General features: G+C 71.3%; 10 protein-coding genes. 3 read left to right on the plus strand and 7 right to left on the minus strand.

Annotation, left to right across the window (positions count from 1 at the left end; all coding sequences use genetic code 11):
* Positions 1-66: 66 nt before the first annotated feature.
* Together FNV62_RS15775 and rpsA are read right to left on the minus strand one after the other, a co-directional pair.
* Complete coding sequence (locus FNV62_RS15775; protein WP_097288882.1) at positions 67-1,593, minus strand: flavin monoamine oxidase family protein; 1,527 nt, start codon at positions 1,591-1,593, stop codon at positions 67-69.
* Between the two features lie 295 nt (positions 1,594-1,888).
* Positions 1,889-3,388, minus strand: a complete 1,500-nt coding sequence (rpsA, locus tag FNV62_RS15780; protein ID WP_060898457.1) for a 30S ribosomal protein S1 — start codon at positions 3,386-3,388, stop codon at positions 1,889-1,891.
* 337 nt (positions 3,389-3,725) lie between these two features.
* Here rpsA and FNV62_RS15785 point away from each other — a divergent pair, with 337 nt between their 5' ends.
* Both FNV62_RS15785 and hrpB read left to right on the plus strand, forming a co-directional pair.
* Positions 3,726-4,607, plus strand: a complete 882-nt coding sequence (locus FNV62_RS15785) for a class I SAM-dependent methyltransferase (RefSeq protein WP_413083847.1) — start codon at positions 3,726-3,728, stop codon at positions 4,605-4,607.
* 4 nt (positions 4,608-4,611) lie between these two features.
* Positions 4,612-7,182 (plus strand): ATP-dependent helicase HrpB, encoded by a 2,571-nt coding sequence (gene hrpB / locus FNV62_RS15790; protein WP_144315321.1) that lies wholly within the window; start codon positions 4,612-4,614, stop codon positions 7,180-7,182.
* On the opposite strand, the gene FNV62_RS15795 is transcribed toward hrpB, so the two are convergent.
* From FNV62_RS15795 to FNV62_RS15805, 3 genes are all read right to left on the minus strand, one after another.
* Positions 7,172-8,164: a DUF3068 domain-containing protein gene (locus FNV62_RS15795; protein WP_144315322.1), complete on the minus strand. Its 993-nt coding sequence runs from the start codon at positions 8,162-8,164 to the stop codon at positions 7,172-7,174. The two genes, hrpB and FNV62_RS15795, sit on opposite strands and share 11 nt — an antisense overlap.
* A 39-nt stretch (positions 8,165-8,203) precedes the next feature.
* Entirely contained in the window at positions 8,204-8,338 is a 135-nt protein-coding gene (locus tag FNV62_RS15800) for an SPW_0924 family protein (RefSeq protein ID WP_107096558.1), read from the minus strand.
* A gap of 154 nt (positions 8,339-8,492) precedes the next feature.
* Positions 8,493-10,196, minus strand: coding sequence for a lytic transglycosylase domain-containing protein (locus FNV62_RS15805; RefSeq protein WP_144315323.1), 1,704 nt, complete (start codon positions 10,194-10,196; stop codon positions 8,493-8,495).
* A gap of 256 nt (positions 10,197-10,452) precedes the next feature.
* On the opposite strand from FNV62_RS15805, the gene FNV62_RS15810 reads away from it, so the two are divergent.
* A complete protein-coding gene (locus tag FNV62_RS15810) occupies positions 10,453-11,307 on the plus strand; it encodes a DUF4184 family protein (RefSeq protein ID WP_144315324.1) in 855 nt (284 codons plus the stop codon).
* Here the strand turns inward: FNV62_RS15810 and FNV62_RS15815 are convergent.
* The gene (locus FNV62_RS15815) at positions 11,228-12,190 is read right to left on the minus strand and encodes a serine hydrolase (RefSeq protein ID WP_144315325.1); all 963 of its coding nucleotides are present in this window, start codon (positions 12,188-12,190) and stop codon (positions 11,228-11,230) included. The genes FNV62_RS15810 and FNV62_RS15815 overlap by 80 nt on opposite strands.
* A 780-nt stretch (positions 12,191-12,970) precedes the next feature.
* Positions 12,971-15,700 carry a DNA polymerase I gene (gene polA / locus FNV62_RS15820; protein ID WP_143601341.1) on the minus strand — a complete coding sequence of 910 codons (2,730 nt, stop codon included), beginning with the start codon at positions 15,698-15,700 and terminating at the stop codon, positions 12,971-12,973.
* Positions 15,701-15,777: the final 77 nt, after the last annotated feature.

Here is a 15,777-nt window from a genome sequence, read left to right on the forward strand (position 1 = left end):
GGTTCGCCTCCGGGGCGCGCACGCGCGCCCCTTCGGCTCACCCGCCGGGTTCGTCGACCCGCCGGCCTACGCCGACAGCACGCGCGCGTGCAGCGCCGTGACCGCCTTGCGGGCGGAGGTGAAAGCGCCGTGCTGCCACGCGTCGGTGTAGCTGAGCCAGTCGCCCGCGAAGTAGACGCGTCCCGTGGGCTCGTTCAGCGGTTTGTAGCGGATGTCGTCGGGGCCGCCGGGGGTGTTGTGCCAGGCGGCCTCCAGGTGCGGCGTCTGGCGCCAGTGGTGCGAGAAGGAGGACGCGAGTTCGGTGCGGTACTTCTCGCCATAGATCTTCACCCCGGCCGCCACGGCGCGCTTCTCGCGCTCCTTGGGGGTGAGCTGGGCGTACGAGTCGGCGTCGCCGCCGTAGTTGTAGTAGCCGATCATCACGCCGCGCGCGCCGTGGAAGCCGTACGAGGGGTGCCAGATGTGGGTGACGTCCTGGTCGGTCTCGGTGATACCGCCGTAGATGTGGTGATCGAGCTCCCACCAGCGGGAACGGTACTCGAGCCCGATCTTCGCCGCCGACGAGGGAGTGATCGCCTCCAGGGCGCTCTGCACACCGGAGCCGAGGTTGTGCGGGATCCTGGCGAGGATGTTGGGCGGGAGGGCGCCGACGCAGTAGTCGGCGTCGATCACCTTCGTACGGCCTCCCTGGGCGTAAGTGACCGAAACCCCACTCCCCTTGTCGGTGATTTTGGAGACCACGGCCCCGGTACGGATGCGGTGCTCGCCTATCGCCCTGGTGAGCGCGCGCGGTATCTGATCCATGCCGCCCACCGGCTGGAACATCAGCATCGCCTGGTCGAAGCCGAACTCGAAGGAGAAGTAGCGGCCGACACCGGACGCGAGGACGTCGGAGGCCGACGGGACGTCACCGAGGAGCACTCCGGAGGTACCCGCGGCGGCCGGGACGGTCGTGTATCCGCGGCGCTCGCCGCCCTCGTACGTCAGCTTGTCGCCCAGTTCGCCCCAGTCCTTGAGGAACTCGACGAGCTTCTCCTGGTCGGTGGCGGTCAGCTCCTTGTCCAGGGCTCCCTTGTCGGTGGCCTTGGCGAGCAACTCGGAGACGTAGCCGTACACATCGGCCTTCGCGGTGCGGTACCGCACGGGCTTCTTCATTCCGGTGGACTCGTTGAAGAGGTACGCGTCCGCGTTGACGTTGGTGAACACCTCGATGGGGACGCCGAGTTCGCGGCAGTAGTCGAGGGTGACCATCCACTGGGGGATGCGGGCGGGGCCGCAGTTCATGTACTGGCCGTCGCTGAAGCGGGCCGTCTGCGTGTTGCCGTGGAGGTCGGTGGTGGTGTCGCCGCCGCGGACCGTGAAGTTGCGGCCGCCGGTGCGGCCTCTGGCCTCCAGGACCGTACAGTCGTAGCCCGCCTTGCCGAGTTCGTACGCGGTGGCCAGGCCCGCGATGCCGCCGCCGACTACGACCACCTTGGCGGCGCCGCGGCCGGTGAGGGTGAAGTCGCCCGGCTGCGGGGCGCGGAAGGGCTGTTCGCGCTGGGCGGCTTCGGCCGTGGGCGCGAGGCCGAGGGCACCCATGGTGGCGAGCATGGTGCCCGCGCCGCCCGTGAGTCCCACGTTGCGCAGGAAGGAACGCCGACTCGTGCCAGGACCGCTCTGAGGTTGTGCCATGACGGGGGCTCCCCTTTCGATCTTGAACGACCGGGGAAGCCTCCCAATGGCTGGTTACGGCCCATCAGTTACTCGTGTATCTCGCATGTTTCTGCATCCGCACACGTGCGACCCGCCGGACGGCCGGGGGGCGAAAGCGGAGTAAACGCACTGCGGGCCCGCACCCCGAAGGGTGCGGGCCCGCAGTCACGTGCTACTGGCTAGCGGTGAGCTTTCAGCTCTGGCCGCCGGCGAGCTTCTCGCGGAGGGCAGCCAGGGCCTCGTCCGACGCCAGGGCGCCGGAGGTGTCGTCCGACTCCGAGGAGTACGAACCGCCACCGGAGGCGGCCGGAGCCGCACCCGTCGTGGTGGCACCCTCGGCCTCGGCCTGAGCGTCGGCCTCGCGGGACTTGATGACCTGAGCCTGGTGCTGCTCGAAGCGCGACTGCGCCTCGGCGTACTGGTGCTCCCACGCCTCCCGCTGGGTCTCGTAGCCCTCGAGCCAGTCGTTGGTCTCGGGGTCGAAGCCCTCGGGGTAGATGTAGTTGCCCTGGTCGTCGTAGGACGCGGCCATGCCGTACAGGGTCGGGTCGAACTCGACCGAGGCCGGGTCAGCACCGAAGGACTCGTTGGCCTGCTTCAGCGAGAGGCTGATGCGGCGGCGCTCGAGGTCGATGTCGATGACCTTGACGAAGATCTCGTCGTTGACCTGGACGACCTGCTCCGGGATCTCCACGTGGCGCTCGGCCAGCTCGGAGATGTGGACCAGACCCTCGATGCCCTCGTCCACGCGGACGAACGCACCGAACGGAACGAGCTTGGTGACCTTACCCGGGACGACCTGACCGATCTGGTGCGTACGGGCGAACTGCTGCCACGGGTCTTCCTGCGTCGCCTTGAGCGACAGGGAGACGCGCTCGCGGTCCATGTCGACGTCGAGGACCTCGACGGTGACTTCCTGACCGACCTCGACAACCTCGGAGGGGTGGTCGATGTGCTTCCAGGAGAGCTCGGAGACGTGCACGAGACCGTCGACGCCACCCAGGTCCACGAAGGCACCGAAGTTGACGATCGAGGAGACGACGCCGGAGCGGACCTGACCCTTCTGGAGGGTGGTGAGGAACGTCTGGCGAACCTCGGACTGGGTCTGCTCCAGCCAGGCACGGCGGGACAGGACCACGTTGTTGCGGTTCTTGTCCAGCTCGATGATCTTGGCCTCGAGCTCCTTGCCCACGTAGGGCTGGAGGTCGCGGACACGGCGCATCTCGACGAGGGAAGCCGGCAGGAAGCCACGGAGGCCGATGTCGAGGATGAGTCCACCCTTGACGACCTCGATGACGGTACCGGTGACGATGCCGTCCTCTTCCTTGATCTTCTCGATGGTGCCCCAGGCGCGCTCGTACTGGGCGCGCTTCTTCGAGAGGATCAGGCGGCCTTCCTTGTCCTCCTTCTGGAGAACAAGGGCTTCGATCTCGTCACCGACGGCGACGACCTCGTTCGGGTCGACGTCGTGCTTGATCGAGAGCTCGCGGCTCGGGATGACACCTTCGGTCTTGTAACCGATGTCGAGCAGGACCTCGTCCCGGTCGACCTTCACGATGACGCCGTCGACGATGTCGCCGTCGTTGAAGTACTTGATCGTCTCGTCGATCGCGGCGAGGAAGGCTTCCTCGTTACCGATGTCGTTGACCGCAACCTGCGGAGTGGTGGCGGTGGTCTCGGTGCTGCTCGTCATGTGGGAAAGGGCTCCGGTACGGACAGAGAGTCGTAGGTACTGCTTACGCCGGGAGCCCGTTTCGCCCTGTAGAAGCCGGACAGCCAAGGAAGCGCCGAACCCGGTGGCCCGGTGGCGCCTCGAAAACCGAGGGGACATACATACAGATGCGAGCGCAGCCTGCTACGTCTGAGGAGCGCAGGCCCGCAGCGCAACTTGTAGCATACGGGGGCAGCCGGGCAGGGTCAATGCGCGAAGGCGCACACCCGGGGCGGATCGCCGCAATCCCGGCACAAAACCTGTCTCACGAGGCCACGCGGGCCAAAGGCAACCCCTGCCGTGACACTCCCGAGACCGGTTGGAGCCGCAGACTAATACGAGGGAGCCGATCATCCAAGAGCCCCAGATCCACGAACCGGAACACTCCGAGGTCCGGGAGCCCGAACCCGTCGAGCCGGAGGCGACCCGGCGCGACGCGGGCGTCACGGAGAGTTCCCGCGCCAACCGCGGCTGGTGGGACCGGAACGCGGACGACTACCAGACAGAACACGGCACGTTCCTCGGGGACGACCGTTTCGTATGGGGCCCCGAGGGCCTCGACGAGGTGGAGGCCGAGCTGCTCGGCCCGCCGGAGGACCTCAAGGGCAAGGACATCCTGGAGATCGGCGCCGGCGCGGCCCAGTGCTCGCGCTGGCTGGCCGCCCAGGGGGCCCGTCCGGTCGCCCTGGACCTCTCCCACCGCCAGCTCCAGCACGCGCTGCGCATAGGCGGCGGGGTGCCCCTCGTGGAGGCCGACGCGGGCGCGCTGCCCTTCGCGGACGGCTCCTTCGACCTCGCGTGCTCGGCGTACGGCGCGTTGCCGTTCGTCGCCGACCCGGTGCGCGTCCTGAAGGAGGTCCACCGGGTGCTGCGCCCCGGCGGCCGCTTCGTCTTCTCCGTGACGCACCCGATCCGCTGGGCCTTCCCGGACGAGCCCGGCCCCGAGGGCCTGTCGGTCTCGTCCTCCTACTTCGACCGCACTCCCTACGTCGAGCAGGACGAGGAGGGCCACGCGGTGTACGTGGAGCACCACAGGACGGTCGGCGACCGGGTGCGGGACGTGGTGGCCGGGGGCTTCCGGCTGCTCGACCTGGTCGAGCCGCAGTGGCCCGCCTGGAACACCCAGGAGTGGGGCGGCTGGTCCCCGCTGCGCGGAAACCTGATCCCCGGTACGGCGATCTTCGTGTGCGTACGAGACTGAACGGGTGATCCGTTACGACGCCCTGGACGCGCTGCCCGTGCGCGGCGCCCTGCCCGCCCTGGACGACGCCCTGGAGGACGGCGGCAGCGCCGTGCTCGTGGCGCCGCCCGGGACCGGCAAGACGACCCTCGTGCCGCTGGCGCTCGCCGGACTCCTCGGCGACCCGGGTGACGGGCGGCCGGCGCGCCGGGTCGTGGTCGCCGAACCGCGGCGGATCGCCGCCCGGGCCGCGGCGCGGCGGATGGCGTGGCTGCTCGGCGAGAAGGTCGGCGAGAGCGTCGGGTTCACCGTGCGCGGGGAGCGGGTCGTGGGGCCACGCGCTCGGGTGGAGGTCGTCACGACGGGTGTCCTCCTCCAACGGCTCCAGCGGGACCAGGAGCTCGCGGGCGTCGACGTGGTGGTGCTCGACGAGTGCCACGAGCGTCATCTGGACGCCGACACGGTCGCCGCGTTCCTCCTGGACGTACGGGCCACGCTCCGTCCCGAGCTGCGGCTCGTGGCGGCATCGGCGACCACGGACGCGGCGGGGTGGGCGCGGCTGCTCGGCGACGCGCCCGTCGTCGCGGCGCAGGGCGTCTCGTATCCGGTGGAGGTGGAGTGGGCGCCTCCGGTACGTCCGGTACGGCCGCCGCACGGCATGCGTGTCGACCCGGCGCTGCTGACGCATGTCGCGTCGGTGGTGCGGCGGGCACTGGCGGAGTGCGAGGGGGACGTCCTGTGCTTCCTCCCCGGGGTCGGGGAGATCGCGCGGGTGGCGGGCGGGCTGGGGGATCTGGGCGGCCGGGTCGACGTGCTGCAGGTGCACGGACGGGCACCCGCCGCCGTGCAGGACGCGGTGCTGTCACCGGGGACCGGGGACCGGCGCCGGGTGGTCCTGGCGACCTCCGTGGCGGAGTCGTCCCTGACGGTTCCGGGGGTACGGGTGGTCGTCGACTCCGGGCTGGCACGGGAGCCGCGGGTGGACCACGCGCGCGGGCTGAGCGCGCTGGCGACGGTACGGGCCTCGCAGGCGGCCGGACGGCAGCGGGCGGGGCGGGCCGGGCGCGAGGCGCCGGGGCGGGTGTACCGATGCTGGACGGAGGCCGAGGACGCCCGTCTGCCGCGATTTCCCGCCCCGGAGATCAAGGTGGCCGACCTGACGGCGTTCGCCCTGCAGGCGGCCTGCTGGGGCGACCCTGGGGCGACGGGGCTGGCGCTCCTGGATCCGCCGCCGGGCGGGGCGATGGCGGCGGCGCGGTCCGTCCTGTCGGCGGTGGGTGCGGTGGACGCGTCCGGTCGGGCCACGGAACGGGGTGTGCGCATGTCCCGGCTGGGCCTGCACCCCCGGCTCGCCCGGGCACTGCTGGACGCTGCCCCCGTGGTGGGCGCCGACCGCGCCGCCGAAGTGGTCGCCCTCCTGAGCGAGGAGCCGCCCCGTGAGTACGGCGACGACCTGGCCGCGGCCTGGAGACTGGCCCGACGCGGCGGCGACCCCTACGCGTCGCGCTGGCGCACCGAATCCCGACGCCTGCGCTCCGCGTCGACGGGACTTTCCCAGCCACCCGCCCAGGACGGTGTCCGCGGTGAGGGGCTCGAAGGCGGTCCGTGGCCGGCCGGCGGGGGCGACGATCGCGTGGTCGCGCTGGTGGCCGCCCTGACGTTCCCCGAGCGGCTCGCGCAGGCGCAGGGCGGCTCCTACCTCATGCTGAACGGCACCCGTGCCGACATCGGCGACGGCTCGGCTCTGCGCGGCGCGCCCTGGCTGGCGGTCGCCGTGGCCGATCGGCCCGTCGGAGCCGGGCACGCGCGTGTGCGGCTCGCCGCCGTCGTCGACGAGGAGACGGCACGGCGGGCCGCGGCGCCCCTGCGCACCGAGGGGGACGAGGTCCACTGGGCCGACGGCGACGTCGTCGCGCGGCGGGTCGAGCGGCTCGGGGCCGTGGAGCTGGCGGTGCGTCCGCTGAAGAAAGCCGACCCCGCGCTCGTACGGGAGGCGTTGCTCGAAGGGCTGCGGGAGGACGGGTTCGGGCTGTTGCGGTGGTCCCCGGACGCCGAGGGGCTGCGGCGGCGGCTCGGGTTTCTGCGGCTGCACCTGGGCGACCCCTGGCCCGACGTGTCCGACGACGCGCTCCACGCGCGCGTGGACGAATGGCTGGAGCCGGAGCTCGGCCGTGCCCGGCGGCGGGCCGATCTGGCGCGGATCGACGCCGGGCAGGCGCTGAACCGGCTGCTGCCCTGGGCCACGGGAGACGCGGCCCGGCTGGACGAGCTCGCGCCCGAGCGGATCGAGGTGCCCAGCGGGTCCAGGATCCGGATCGACTACGCCAACCCCGAGCAGCCGGTGCTCGCCGTCAAGCTGCAGGAGATGTTCGGGCTGCACGAGTCACCGGCCGTCGCCGGGGTGCCCGTGCTCGTCCATCTGCTCTCGCCCGCCGGGCGCCCCGCCGCCGTCACCGCCGACCTCGCCTCCTTCTGGAAGGACGGGTACAAGGCGGTGCGGGCGGAGCTGCGGGGCCGCTACCCCAGGCATCCGTGGCCCGAGGACCCGGCCACCGCCGAGCCGACCCGGCACACGAACGCGCGGCTCAGGCGTTGACCGGCTCAGGTTCCACCGCCTCCGTGGGGGCCGGGTCGCCCGGGCGGCGGCTGCGCGCCTCGAGGTAGAGGGAGAGGGACAGCAGAGCCGCGCCCAGGAGCAGGAAGCCCCATGGCAGATACGACGTCAGCAGCAGGATCAGGGTGCGGTTGGACTTGACCAGGGCGACGGTGTGCTTGATGTAGTCCTCGCGCATCTTCACGTGTCCGGCGAAGGCGGTCACCTTGTCGCGGTCCCCGAGGAGGGTGCCGCCCCGCAGCTCCTCCTTGTGGATCTCCTCGCCGTAGACAGGCGCCCCGGTGACCGGCTCCACCCAGAACCTGCGGACGGTCGTGTACCAGCGTGTCGTGCCCGTCTTGGCGACCGACTCCGGAGTGATGCCCTGGACCGGCATGACCTTGGGGAACTTGACCTTCGTCCAGGGGATGGTCTGCTCGAAGTAGTACACCTTGACGCCGCGGAAGGTCTGGGTGCCCTTGTAGTGGATGGGGGCCGAGGTGCGGGTCTGCGCGTCGAAGTACTCGTAGTCCCGTTTCTCCGTGCGGAAGGGCCACTTGAACTCGATGCCCTCGCGTGTGACGGGGTCGCCGTCGACGGACTCCCCGGTGGCGTGGACGGGGTCCTGGCTGTGCGCGTCGAAGATGTAGCGCTCGGGGAGCTTGGAGACCATTTTCCCGTCGGGGCCCTGCACATAGGAGAGGCTGTCCCAGACGACGACGTCGCGGCCCGCCGCCTTCTCGATGCGGTCGGAGGCCTCGACGTCGCCCTTCAGGGTCTGCACGATGGTGACCTTGGGGACCTTCTTGGCCTGCATGGTGCCGTAGTCGAGCAGGGTCGCGTCCTTCGCCTCCAGGACCATGTCCTGGTACTGGTTGGCGGGGATCTTCGCCAGCCGCGGGAAGGCGTACCAGCGCAGCAGCGGGGACAGCGCCGCGAAGAACACGGCGAAGGCGAGCAGGATCAGGCTGGCCTTGCGACGCATCTCGGCGTCCCTCCCTGAGAGTTGCGGATGCCCTGAGCGCTACGGGTGCGCGGGCACGGTCGTCAGCAGCGGCTTGGGCGAGGTCTTGCCTGCCGGTGAGCCCATGGCCGTGATCGTGAGCACCAGGGCGAACGCCACGGCGAGACCGGTCGCGGCGGCGATGAGGGCGCGCATGCGGGGCCTCCCGGGGGACGGCGGATCGAGAACTGATACCTCGTCAGATCCGGCACCGTAGCAACGGCGGGGCGAGATGAGAACACATTGCGCACACGAACGAGGGCGCCCTTCCGCCTGTCGGCGGAGGGGCGCCCTTTGACGCGCGTACGGCCTACGAGGCGGCCGCGGCGACCTTCAGCTCGACCGTCAGCACCGCGCCGCCCGTGGTGTTGACGCGGAGCAGGAACGTGCCGGTCGCGTCGTCCGCGTACAGCTTGGGGAGCTTGAGCACGCCGTCGGCGTCCGTCGTGAGGTCCGTGAGGGTGCGGATCGTCTTGCCGTCCGCGTCCTTGAAGTACGGGCCCTTGTCGTTCTCGGTCGCGTCGTCCGCCGACTTGATGAGCGTCGCGGTGGCCGCGACCTTGCCCGCGACGGCACCCTTGTAGGTGGCCTTCAGTTCGACCTGGTCGGCGAACTCGCCGCCCGGCACGCAGGTCAGCGCGGTGTCGCTGGTGCGGGTGAGGGTGTCGGCCTGGCGCGGGGTGACGGTGGCCGTGTAGTCGAGGCCGCCCAGCACGCGGCCCACGACGGTGGCGCGGACGGTGAAGTCGCCGGTCTTCTCCCCCGCCACGAGTGCGGGCGCGGTGGCCGTGCCCGCGCTGCCGGTGACGACGGTGGCGACGCTCTCGCCGCCGGTGAAGGTGGCGTCCGTGTCACCGATGATCGTGAACCGCACCCGGACCTTCGACACGCCCTTGCTCGCCTTGGACTCGGCCCGCACGGCGACCTTGGTGCTGAAGGCGCTGCCCGCCGTCGCCGTGAGCTTCCCGGTGTTCGCGTCCTCCAGATGGTCCACCGTCTGGGTGGGCGTGGGAGGCGTCGGGCTCGGCGCGGGCGAACTCGGCGCGGGCGGCTTCGGGGTGGGGCTCGTCGAGCCGCCGCCCGGCTTGGGGGTACTCGGCGTACTCGGTGTGCTCGGCGTGCTCGGTGTCGCGGGCGTGGTCGGGCTGGGGCTCGCCCCGGGGTCGCTGTTGCTGCTGTGCGAGGGCAGGGTGCCCGTGCCGTCCGGGACCTCGTGGGTGCCCTTGCGGTAGTACTCCAGCCACGACAGAACCGTGTTGAGGTACTCCGTCGAGTTGTTGTAGTTCAGGATCGCGGCGTTCATCTGCGACTGCACGGACAGGTCCCGGTCGAACCGGCACAGGTAGTGGCCGGCCGCGAGCGCCGCGTCGTAGACGTTGTTGGGGTCCTTCTTGCCGTCGCCGTTGCCGTCGCGGCCCGCCCACTCCCAGGTGGAGGGGATGAACTGCATGGGGCCCACGGCCCGGTCGTAGGCGGGGTCGCCGTCGTACGCGCCGTGGTCGGTGTCGGCGATCAGCGCGAAGCCGTTGCCGTCGAGCTTGGGGCCGAGGATCGGCGAGTACGTCGTACCGCTCGCGTCGACCCGGCCGCCGCGGGCCTGGCCGGACTCGACCTTGCCGATGGCGGCGAGGAGTTGCCAGGGCAGGTTGCAGCCCGGCTTGGAGGCGCGCAGCTCGGCCTCGGCCTTCTTGTAGGCGTCGAGGACGGTCGCGGGTATGCCGGCCTCGGCCTCGCCCACGGAGACGGTCGTGCCGGTGGTCGGACTCGCCGACGGGCTCGGGTTGGGGCTCTTCAGCGGCGGAAGGTCGGTGTAGTACGGCGAGTCGCCGGTCGCGCCGCCGCCTGCGCCGCCGGTGTTCGCGTCCCCCGATGGCTGGGCGGCGCCGGCGGCCTGTCTGCCGAGGTCGTCGGTGGTCACTCCGGGTGCCTGGGAAGCGGACAGGGCCGCGACCGCGACCGCGGCCACGGCGGTGGTCGTCGCTCCCTTGCGCAGTCTGCCGAAATGCGCCGCCATTGAGTGAACCCCTCCCGTGGACGACCGCCCGCGCACCGCGCGTTCGCTGGCTCAGTGACCCAGGCGACCCTACGACAACTTCCGTCGCCCGGGCACCCGTTCGTGCCCGATTTTCACCGGTTGGCCATGTGGGATTGTCCAAGAGAACACGCGGCGCGGGGTGGAGCCCGCGGGCATTTTCATACGTCACTCATACTGGGCGACGGAGATCACCGGGGCCGACATATCAGACCACCGTCTGCCACAGGGGGACGCTTTGCCCTTCACCCTCAGCCACGCGGCGGCCGTACTGCCCGCCCTGCGCGGCGACGGAAGCGGCCGTGGCCGCCTCGCGCCCGCGGCACTCGTGGCCGGTTCCTTCGCCCCCGACATGACCTACTACGCGGCGAGCGTGGTCCCCGGAGCGATGGAGTTCGGCGACTTCACTCACTCGTTCACGGGTGTCCTCACCTTCGACGTACTCGTCGCCTGCGCGCTGGTGGGTGCCTGGCTGGTCCTGCGCGAACCCTTGGTGGCGCTGCTGCCACGGGCCCGTCAGGGCCGGCCCGCGGCCCTGCTGCGCTGCGGGACACCGCGCGGGCCGGTGCGCTCCTCGGCCGCACTGTGGTGGTACGCCTCCGCGGTGCTCGGCGCGCTGACACACGTCGTGTGGGACGCGTTCACGCACCACGACCGGTGGGGGGTTCGGCTGGTCCCCGTCCTGTCGCGGAACGCCGACGGCACGCCGGTGTTCACCCACGCGCAGTACGGCAGTTCGCTGGTGGGGGCCGTCGTGATCGTGGCCTTCGTGAGCGTCGCGCTGCGCCGGGCGCCCTCGGCCGAACCGGTGGGGGTGCCGGTGCTTTCGCGGTCCGACCGGTGGCTGGCCGCCGCCGTCATCGGCGGCTGCGGGCTGGTGGGCGCCGTGCAGCGGGCGTCACGCTGGTGGGCCTCCTGGGGCACCCGTGCGAAGCCCTGGGAGTTGATCCCGGCGCTCTGTTTCGGCGCGGGCGCGGGTCTCGTGCTCGGCCTCGCGCTGTACGCCGTCGGGGTCAGGGTGTGGCGCCCCGCTCCGGCTCGTCCCAGCCCGGCACCGGTCCGCGCGGCGCCGAACCGTCCGACACCTCGCTGATCCTGTTCTCCGGAGTGAGGCCCTGGACGGCGCCGCGTCCGCGGTTGAGGCCGCGGTGGACGACCTGGGCGATGCGCTCGATGGTGCGGACCCCGTACGCCATCGTCGGGTTGTCGTGCGACAGGACGACGATGCGGTACGTGCGCTCGGAGCCGGTGAACACGCCGACGCTGTGGACGCGCCAGCCGTGGGTGGACCGGGGCAGCCAGCCGTTCTTGATGTGCGCCTGCAGCTTCCTCGGCATGCCGGCGGGGACGCCCCAGCGTTGGTCCTCGCGGACCTGGTTGAGCAGTTTCAGGCCGTAGGCGCGGCTCTTCAGGAAGGAACCGGCGCTGGAGAGCACGCCCAGCAGCCGCATCTGGTCGGCGGCCGTGGTGCGGGTCAGGCCCCAGTAGCCGGCCGGGCCGAGCTCGGTGCGGCGCGTTCCGACACGGTCCAGGAAACGGCCGAGGCAGGTGCGGCCCAGGTCGTTCCACAGATGCTGGGCGGCGGTGTTGTCCGAGGTCATGATCATGGGCTGCACGTTGGCGCGCTCCCACTCCGTGAGGCTGCGTTGCAACTCGTCCGCGCGCTGCAGTGTGGCCTCCATGATCGTGACCTTGACGACGCTCGCCGAGTCGTACCGACGCTCGCTCGCGAGGGCGCAGGTCAGGTCGCTGTTGTCGTCGCGCACCGCCATGGCGACGGTGCCCTGGCGTGACGACAGCACCGCCCTGATGTCGCGGGACATCCGGGCGGCGAGCTCGGGATTGCGGGTGGAACGGCAGGCCGGGGGCACCTGGGCGGTGCTCGCCCTCGCGGCCACCGCGGGTACCGGCGCGAGCAGCGCCGAGACGATGGCTGTGGCCATGGCCGTGCGACGGTGAAGCATGTGTATACCCATGCCCGCATCCTTGCCGTCCCCCCGCACGGGGGGCGTCTTTGCGAGGGCCACGCGAGTGACGGTTCCCTCCGGGGGTTGAGCGGACCCCCTCCCCTGCGCCTCCGGCCCACCGGAAAAGGCCCATGCCCTACGGGCAGCGAACAGAAGGACTTCACCTTCCGCGCAGCTCGCAGGACGGGGCGGGGGGCGGCTTTCCCTGCGGGCGGCACGCACGACGAGGCGGGGGGCGACTTTCCCTGCGGCGGCTCGCACGGCGGAGCGCGGGACAACTCTCCCCCGCGGGCGGCTCGTACGGCAGAGCGCGGGGCGGCTTGCGCCGCAAGCTGCTGCGACGGCGGTGCCCTGTGGGCGGGGGCTTCTCCTAGGGGGTGGGGCATCTGTCCACACCGGCGCGCAAGCCGCCCGCGGGGCACCCGACGCCGGGAACGGGCGGAGCCACAACCAGCGCCACCGGGGACCGAACCGGCCCGGCCCGGCGCCGGGCCGGGGCCCGAAGCCGGGGAAGGGAGGCCGGAGGCCAGGGACCGGAGGCCGGGCCCAAGGCCGGGGACCGGGCCCAAGGCCCACGCCTGACCCTGGCCCGAGGCCGGAACCGGGGCCTGGATCTTAGTCGGGACCGGGGTCGGCGCCCGGCGCCCGGGGCGCGAGGCCGGGGGCCGAGACCGAGCCCGACGCCGGGGACCGGAACCGGGACCGGGGTCCTGGCCGGAACCAGGCGTCGGCGTCGGGGGCCTGGGGCGGAAATGTGGGTCGGGGTTTCAGGGGCTCGTTCGCCGGGGGCTAGTGCGCTGCGGATTCCCAGTCGGGGCCCGCGCCGACGGAGACGTCGAGCGGCGCCCGGAGATGAACGGCGGACGCCATCTCGCGGCGGACGAGTTCCTCGGTCTGCGCCCGCTCTCCCGGGGCGATCTCCAGGACGATTTCGTCGTGGACCTGCAGGAGCATGCGGGACTTGAGCCCGGCCTCGCGCAGCGCCCGGTCCACGTTCAGCATCGCGATCTTGACGATGTCCGCGGCCGTGCCCTGGATGGGGGCGTTGAGCGCCATGCGCTCGGCGGCCTCACGACGCTGCCGGTTGTCGCTGTTGAGGTCGGGCAGATAGCGGCGGCGCCCGAAGAGCGTCGCCGTGTAGCCCGTGGCGCGAGCCTCGTCGACCGCCCTGCGCAGATAGTCCCGTACGCCTCCGAAACGCTCGAAGTACGTGTCCATCAACGCACGCGCCTCACCCGCGTCGATGTTCAGCTGCTGGGAGAGACCGAACGCCGACAGCCCGTAGGCGAGGCCGTACGACATCGCCTTGATCTTGCGGCGCATCTCCGCGTCGACCGCCGAACGCTCGACCGAGAACACCTGCGACGCCACCGTCGTGTGCAGGTCCTCGCCCGACGTGAACGCCTCCAACAGGCCCTCGTCCTCGGACAGATGCGCCATCACACGCAGTTCGATCTGGCTGTAGTCGGCCGTCATGAGGGACTCGAAGCCCTCGCCGACCACGAAGCCGCGGCGGATCGCGCGGCCCTCCTCCGTACGAACCGGGATGTTCTGCAGGTTCGGATCCACCGACGAGAGCCGGCCCGTCGCGGCCACCGTCTGGTTGAACGTGGTGTGGATACGGCCGTCCGCGGCGATCGTCTTGATCAGGCCCTCGACCGTCACCCGCAGCCTGGCCTGCTCACGGTGGCGCAGCATGACGACCGGCAGCTCGTGGTCGGTCTGCGTGGCCAGCCAGGCCAGCGCGTCCGCGTCCGTCGTGTAACCGGTCTTCGTCTTCTTCGTCTTGGGCAGGTCCAGCTCGCCGAAGAAGACCTCCTGGAGCTGCTTGGGCGAGCCGAGGTTGAACTCGTGCCCGACGGAGGCGTGGGCCTCCTTCACCGCCTGCTGCACGGCGCCGGCGAACATCTGCTCCATGGCTTCCAGGTGCGCCCGGTCCGCCGCGATGCCGTGCCGCTCCAGCCTGGCCAGCAGCGCCGACGTGGGCAGCTCCATGTCGCGCAGCAGCTCGGCCGCGCCGACCTCCGCCAGCTTCTCGCCGAACGCCTCGCCCAGGTCGAGGATCGTGCGGGCCTGCACCATCAGCGCCTCGGCCTCGGCCTGGTCGTCCGCGCCGAAGGCCAGCTGACCGTCGGCCGCCGCGGCGGGCCCCAGCTCCCGGCCCAGGTACTCCAGGGACAGCGCGTCCAGCGCGAAGGAGCGGCGGCCCGGCTTCACCAGATACGCGGCGAGCGCGGTGTCCATGGACACACCCTCGATCGTCCACCCGTGCTCGGCGAAGACCCGCATCGCACCCTTGGCGTTGTGCAGCACCTTGGGCTTCTCGGGGTCGGCGAGCCACTTCGCGAACGCGTTCTCGTCGGCCTCGTCCAGCCGCGAGGGGTCGAACCACGCCGCCGCCCCGTCCGCCGCGGCCAGCGCGACCTCGGCCACCGACCCCGAACCCAGCGCCCACGTGTCGACGGTGGCCAGACCCAGGACGGCCTTGCCGTCGTGCTCGGCGAGCCACGGCTTCAGCTCGCCCGCGCCCAGGACCGCCCCGTCCAGCTCGACGCCCTCGACGACCGGAGCGGCCGCCTCGGCCTCCTCCGTCCCGGGGTCGACGGCGAAGAGCCGCTCACGCAGGGAGGGGTTGCGGATCTCCAGGGTGTCCAGGACCATCACGACCGCCGTACGGTCGTACGCCGCGCGCTCCAGGTCGGTGACCGTCTTCGGGAGCTCGACGTCCTTCACCATCTCCGTGAGACGGCGGTTGAGCTTCACCGCCTCCAGGTGGTCGCGGAGGTTCTGCCCGGCCTTGCCCTTGACCTCGTCGACACGCTCGACGAGGTCCGCGAACGAACCGAACTGGTTGATCCACTTCGCGGCCGTCTTCTCGCCGACACCGGGGATGCCCGGCAGGTTGTCCGACGGGTCGCCGCGCAGCGCCGCGAAGTCGGGGTACTGCGCCGGCGTCAACCCGTACTTCTCGACGACCTTCTCCGGAGTGAAGCGGGTCAGCTCGGAGACGCCCTTCGTCGGGTACAGCACCGTCGTGTGCTCGGACACCAGCTGGAAGGAGTCGCGGTCACCGGTGACGATCAGGACCTCGAAGCCCTCGGCCTCGGCCTGCGTGGCGAGCGTCGCGATGATGTCGTCGGCCTCGAAGCCGTCGACGGCGAACCGCTGCGCGTGCATCGCGTCCAGCAGCTCGCCGATCAGCTCGACCTGCCCCTTGAACTCGTCCGGGGTCTTCGAACGGTTCGCCTTGTACTCCGTGAACTCCTCGGAGCGCCACGTCTTGCGCGAGACGTCGAACGCCACCGCGAAATGCGTGGGTGCCTCGTCGCGCAGCGTGTTCGCCAGCATCGACGCGAAACCATAGATCGCGTTCGTCGGCTGACCCGTCGCGGTCGTGAAATTCTCCGCGGGCAGCGCGAAGAACGCGCGGTACGCCAGCGAGTGCCCATCCATGAGCATCAGCCGCGGACGGCCCGCACCTGCGGTTTTCTCGGTCTTCTTCGATGCTGTTTCTGCCACGCCCCCGATCCTCGCACGCCCCACTGACAGTGCGGACCTCCCGGGACCGGCCACCCTCGTTGTCACCGGCGCATGCG

It is taken from the genome of Streptomyces sp. RLB3-17 (assembly GCF_007113425.2).
Lineage (GTDB): Bacteria > Actinomycetota > Actinomycetes > Streptomycetales > Streptomycetaceae > Streptomyces > Streptomyces mirabilis_D.

Excerpts from the sequence above, each read along its gene's own strand:
- rpsA (WP_060898457.1), bottom strand. The coding sequence starts at position 3,388 with ATGACGAGCAGCACCGAGACCACCGCCACCACTCCGCAGGTTGCGGTC.
- FNV62_RS15815 (WP_144315325.1), bottom strand. The coding sequence starts at position 12,190 with ATGGGTATACACATGCTTCACCGTCGCACGGCCATGGCCACAGCCATC.
- FNV62_RS15800 (WP_107096558.1), bottom strand. The coding sequence starts at position 8,338 with ATGCGCGCCCTCATCGCCGCCGCGACCGGTCTCGCCGTGGCGTTCGCC.
- FNV62_RS15805 (WP_144315323.1), bottom strand. The coding sequence starts at position 10,196 with ATGGCGGCGCATTTCGGCAGACTGCGCAAGGGAGCGACGACCACCGCC.
- FNV62_RS15775 (WP_097288882.1), bottom strand. The coding sequence starts at position 1,593 with ATGCTCGCCACCATGGGTGCCCTCGGCCTCGCGCCCACGGCCGAAGCC.
- FNV62_RS15795 (WP_144315322.1), bottom strand. The coding sequence starts at position 8,164 with ATGCGTCGCAAGGCCAGCCTGATCCTGCTCGCCTTCGCCGTGTTCTTC.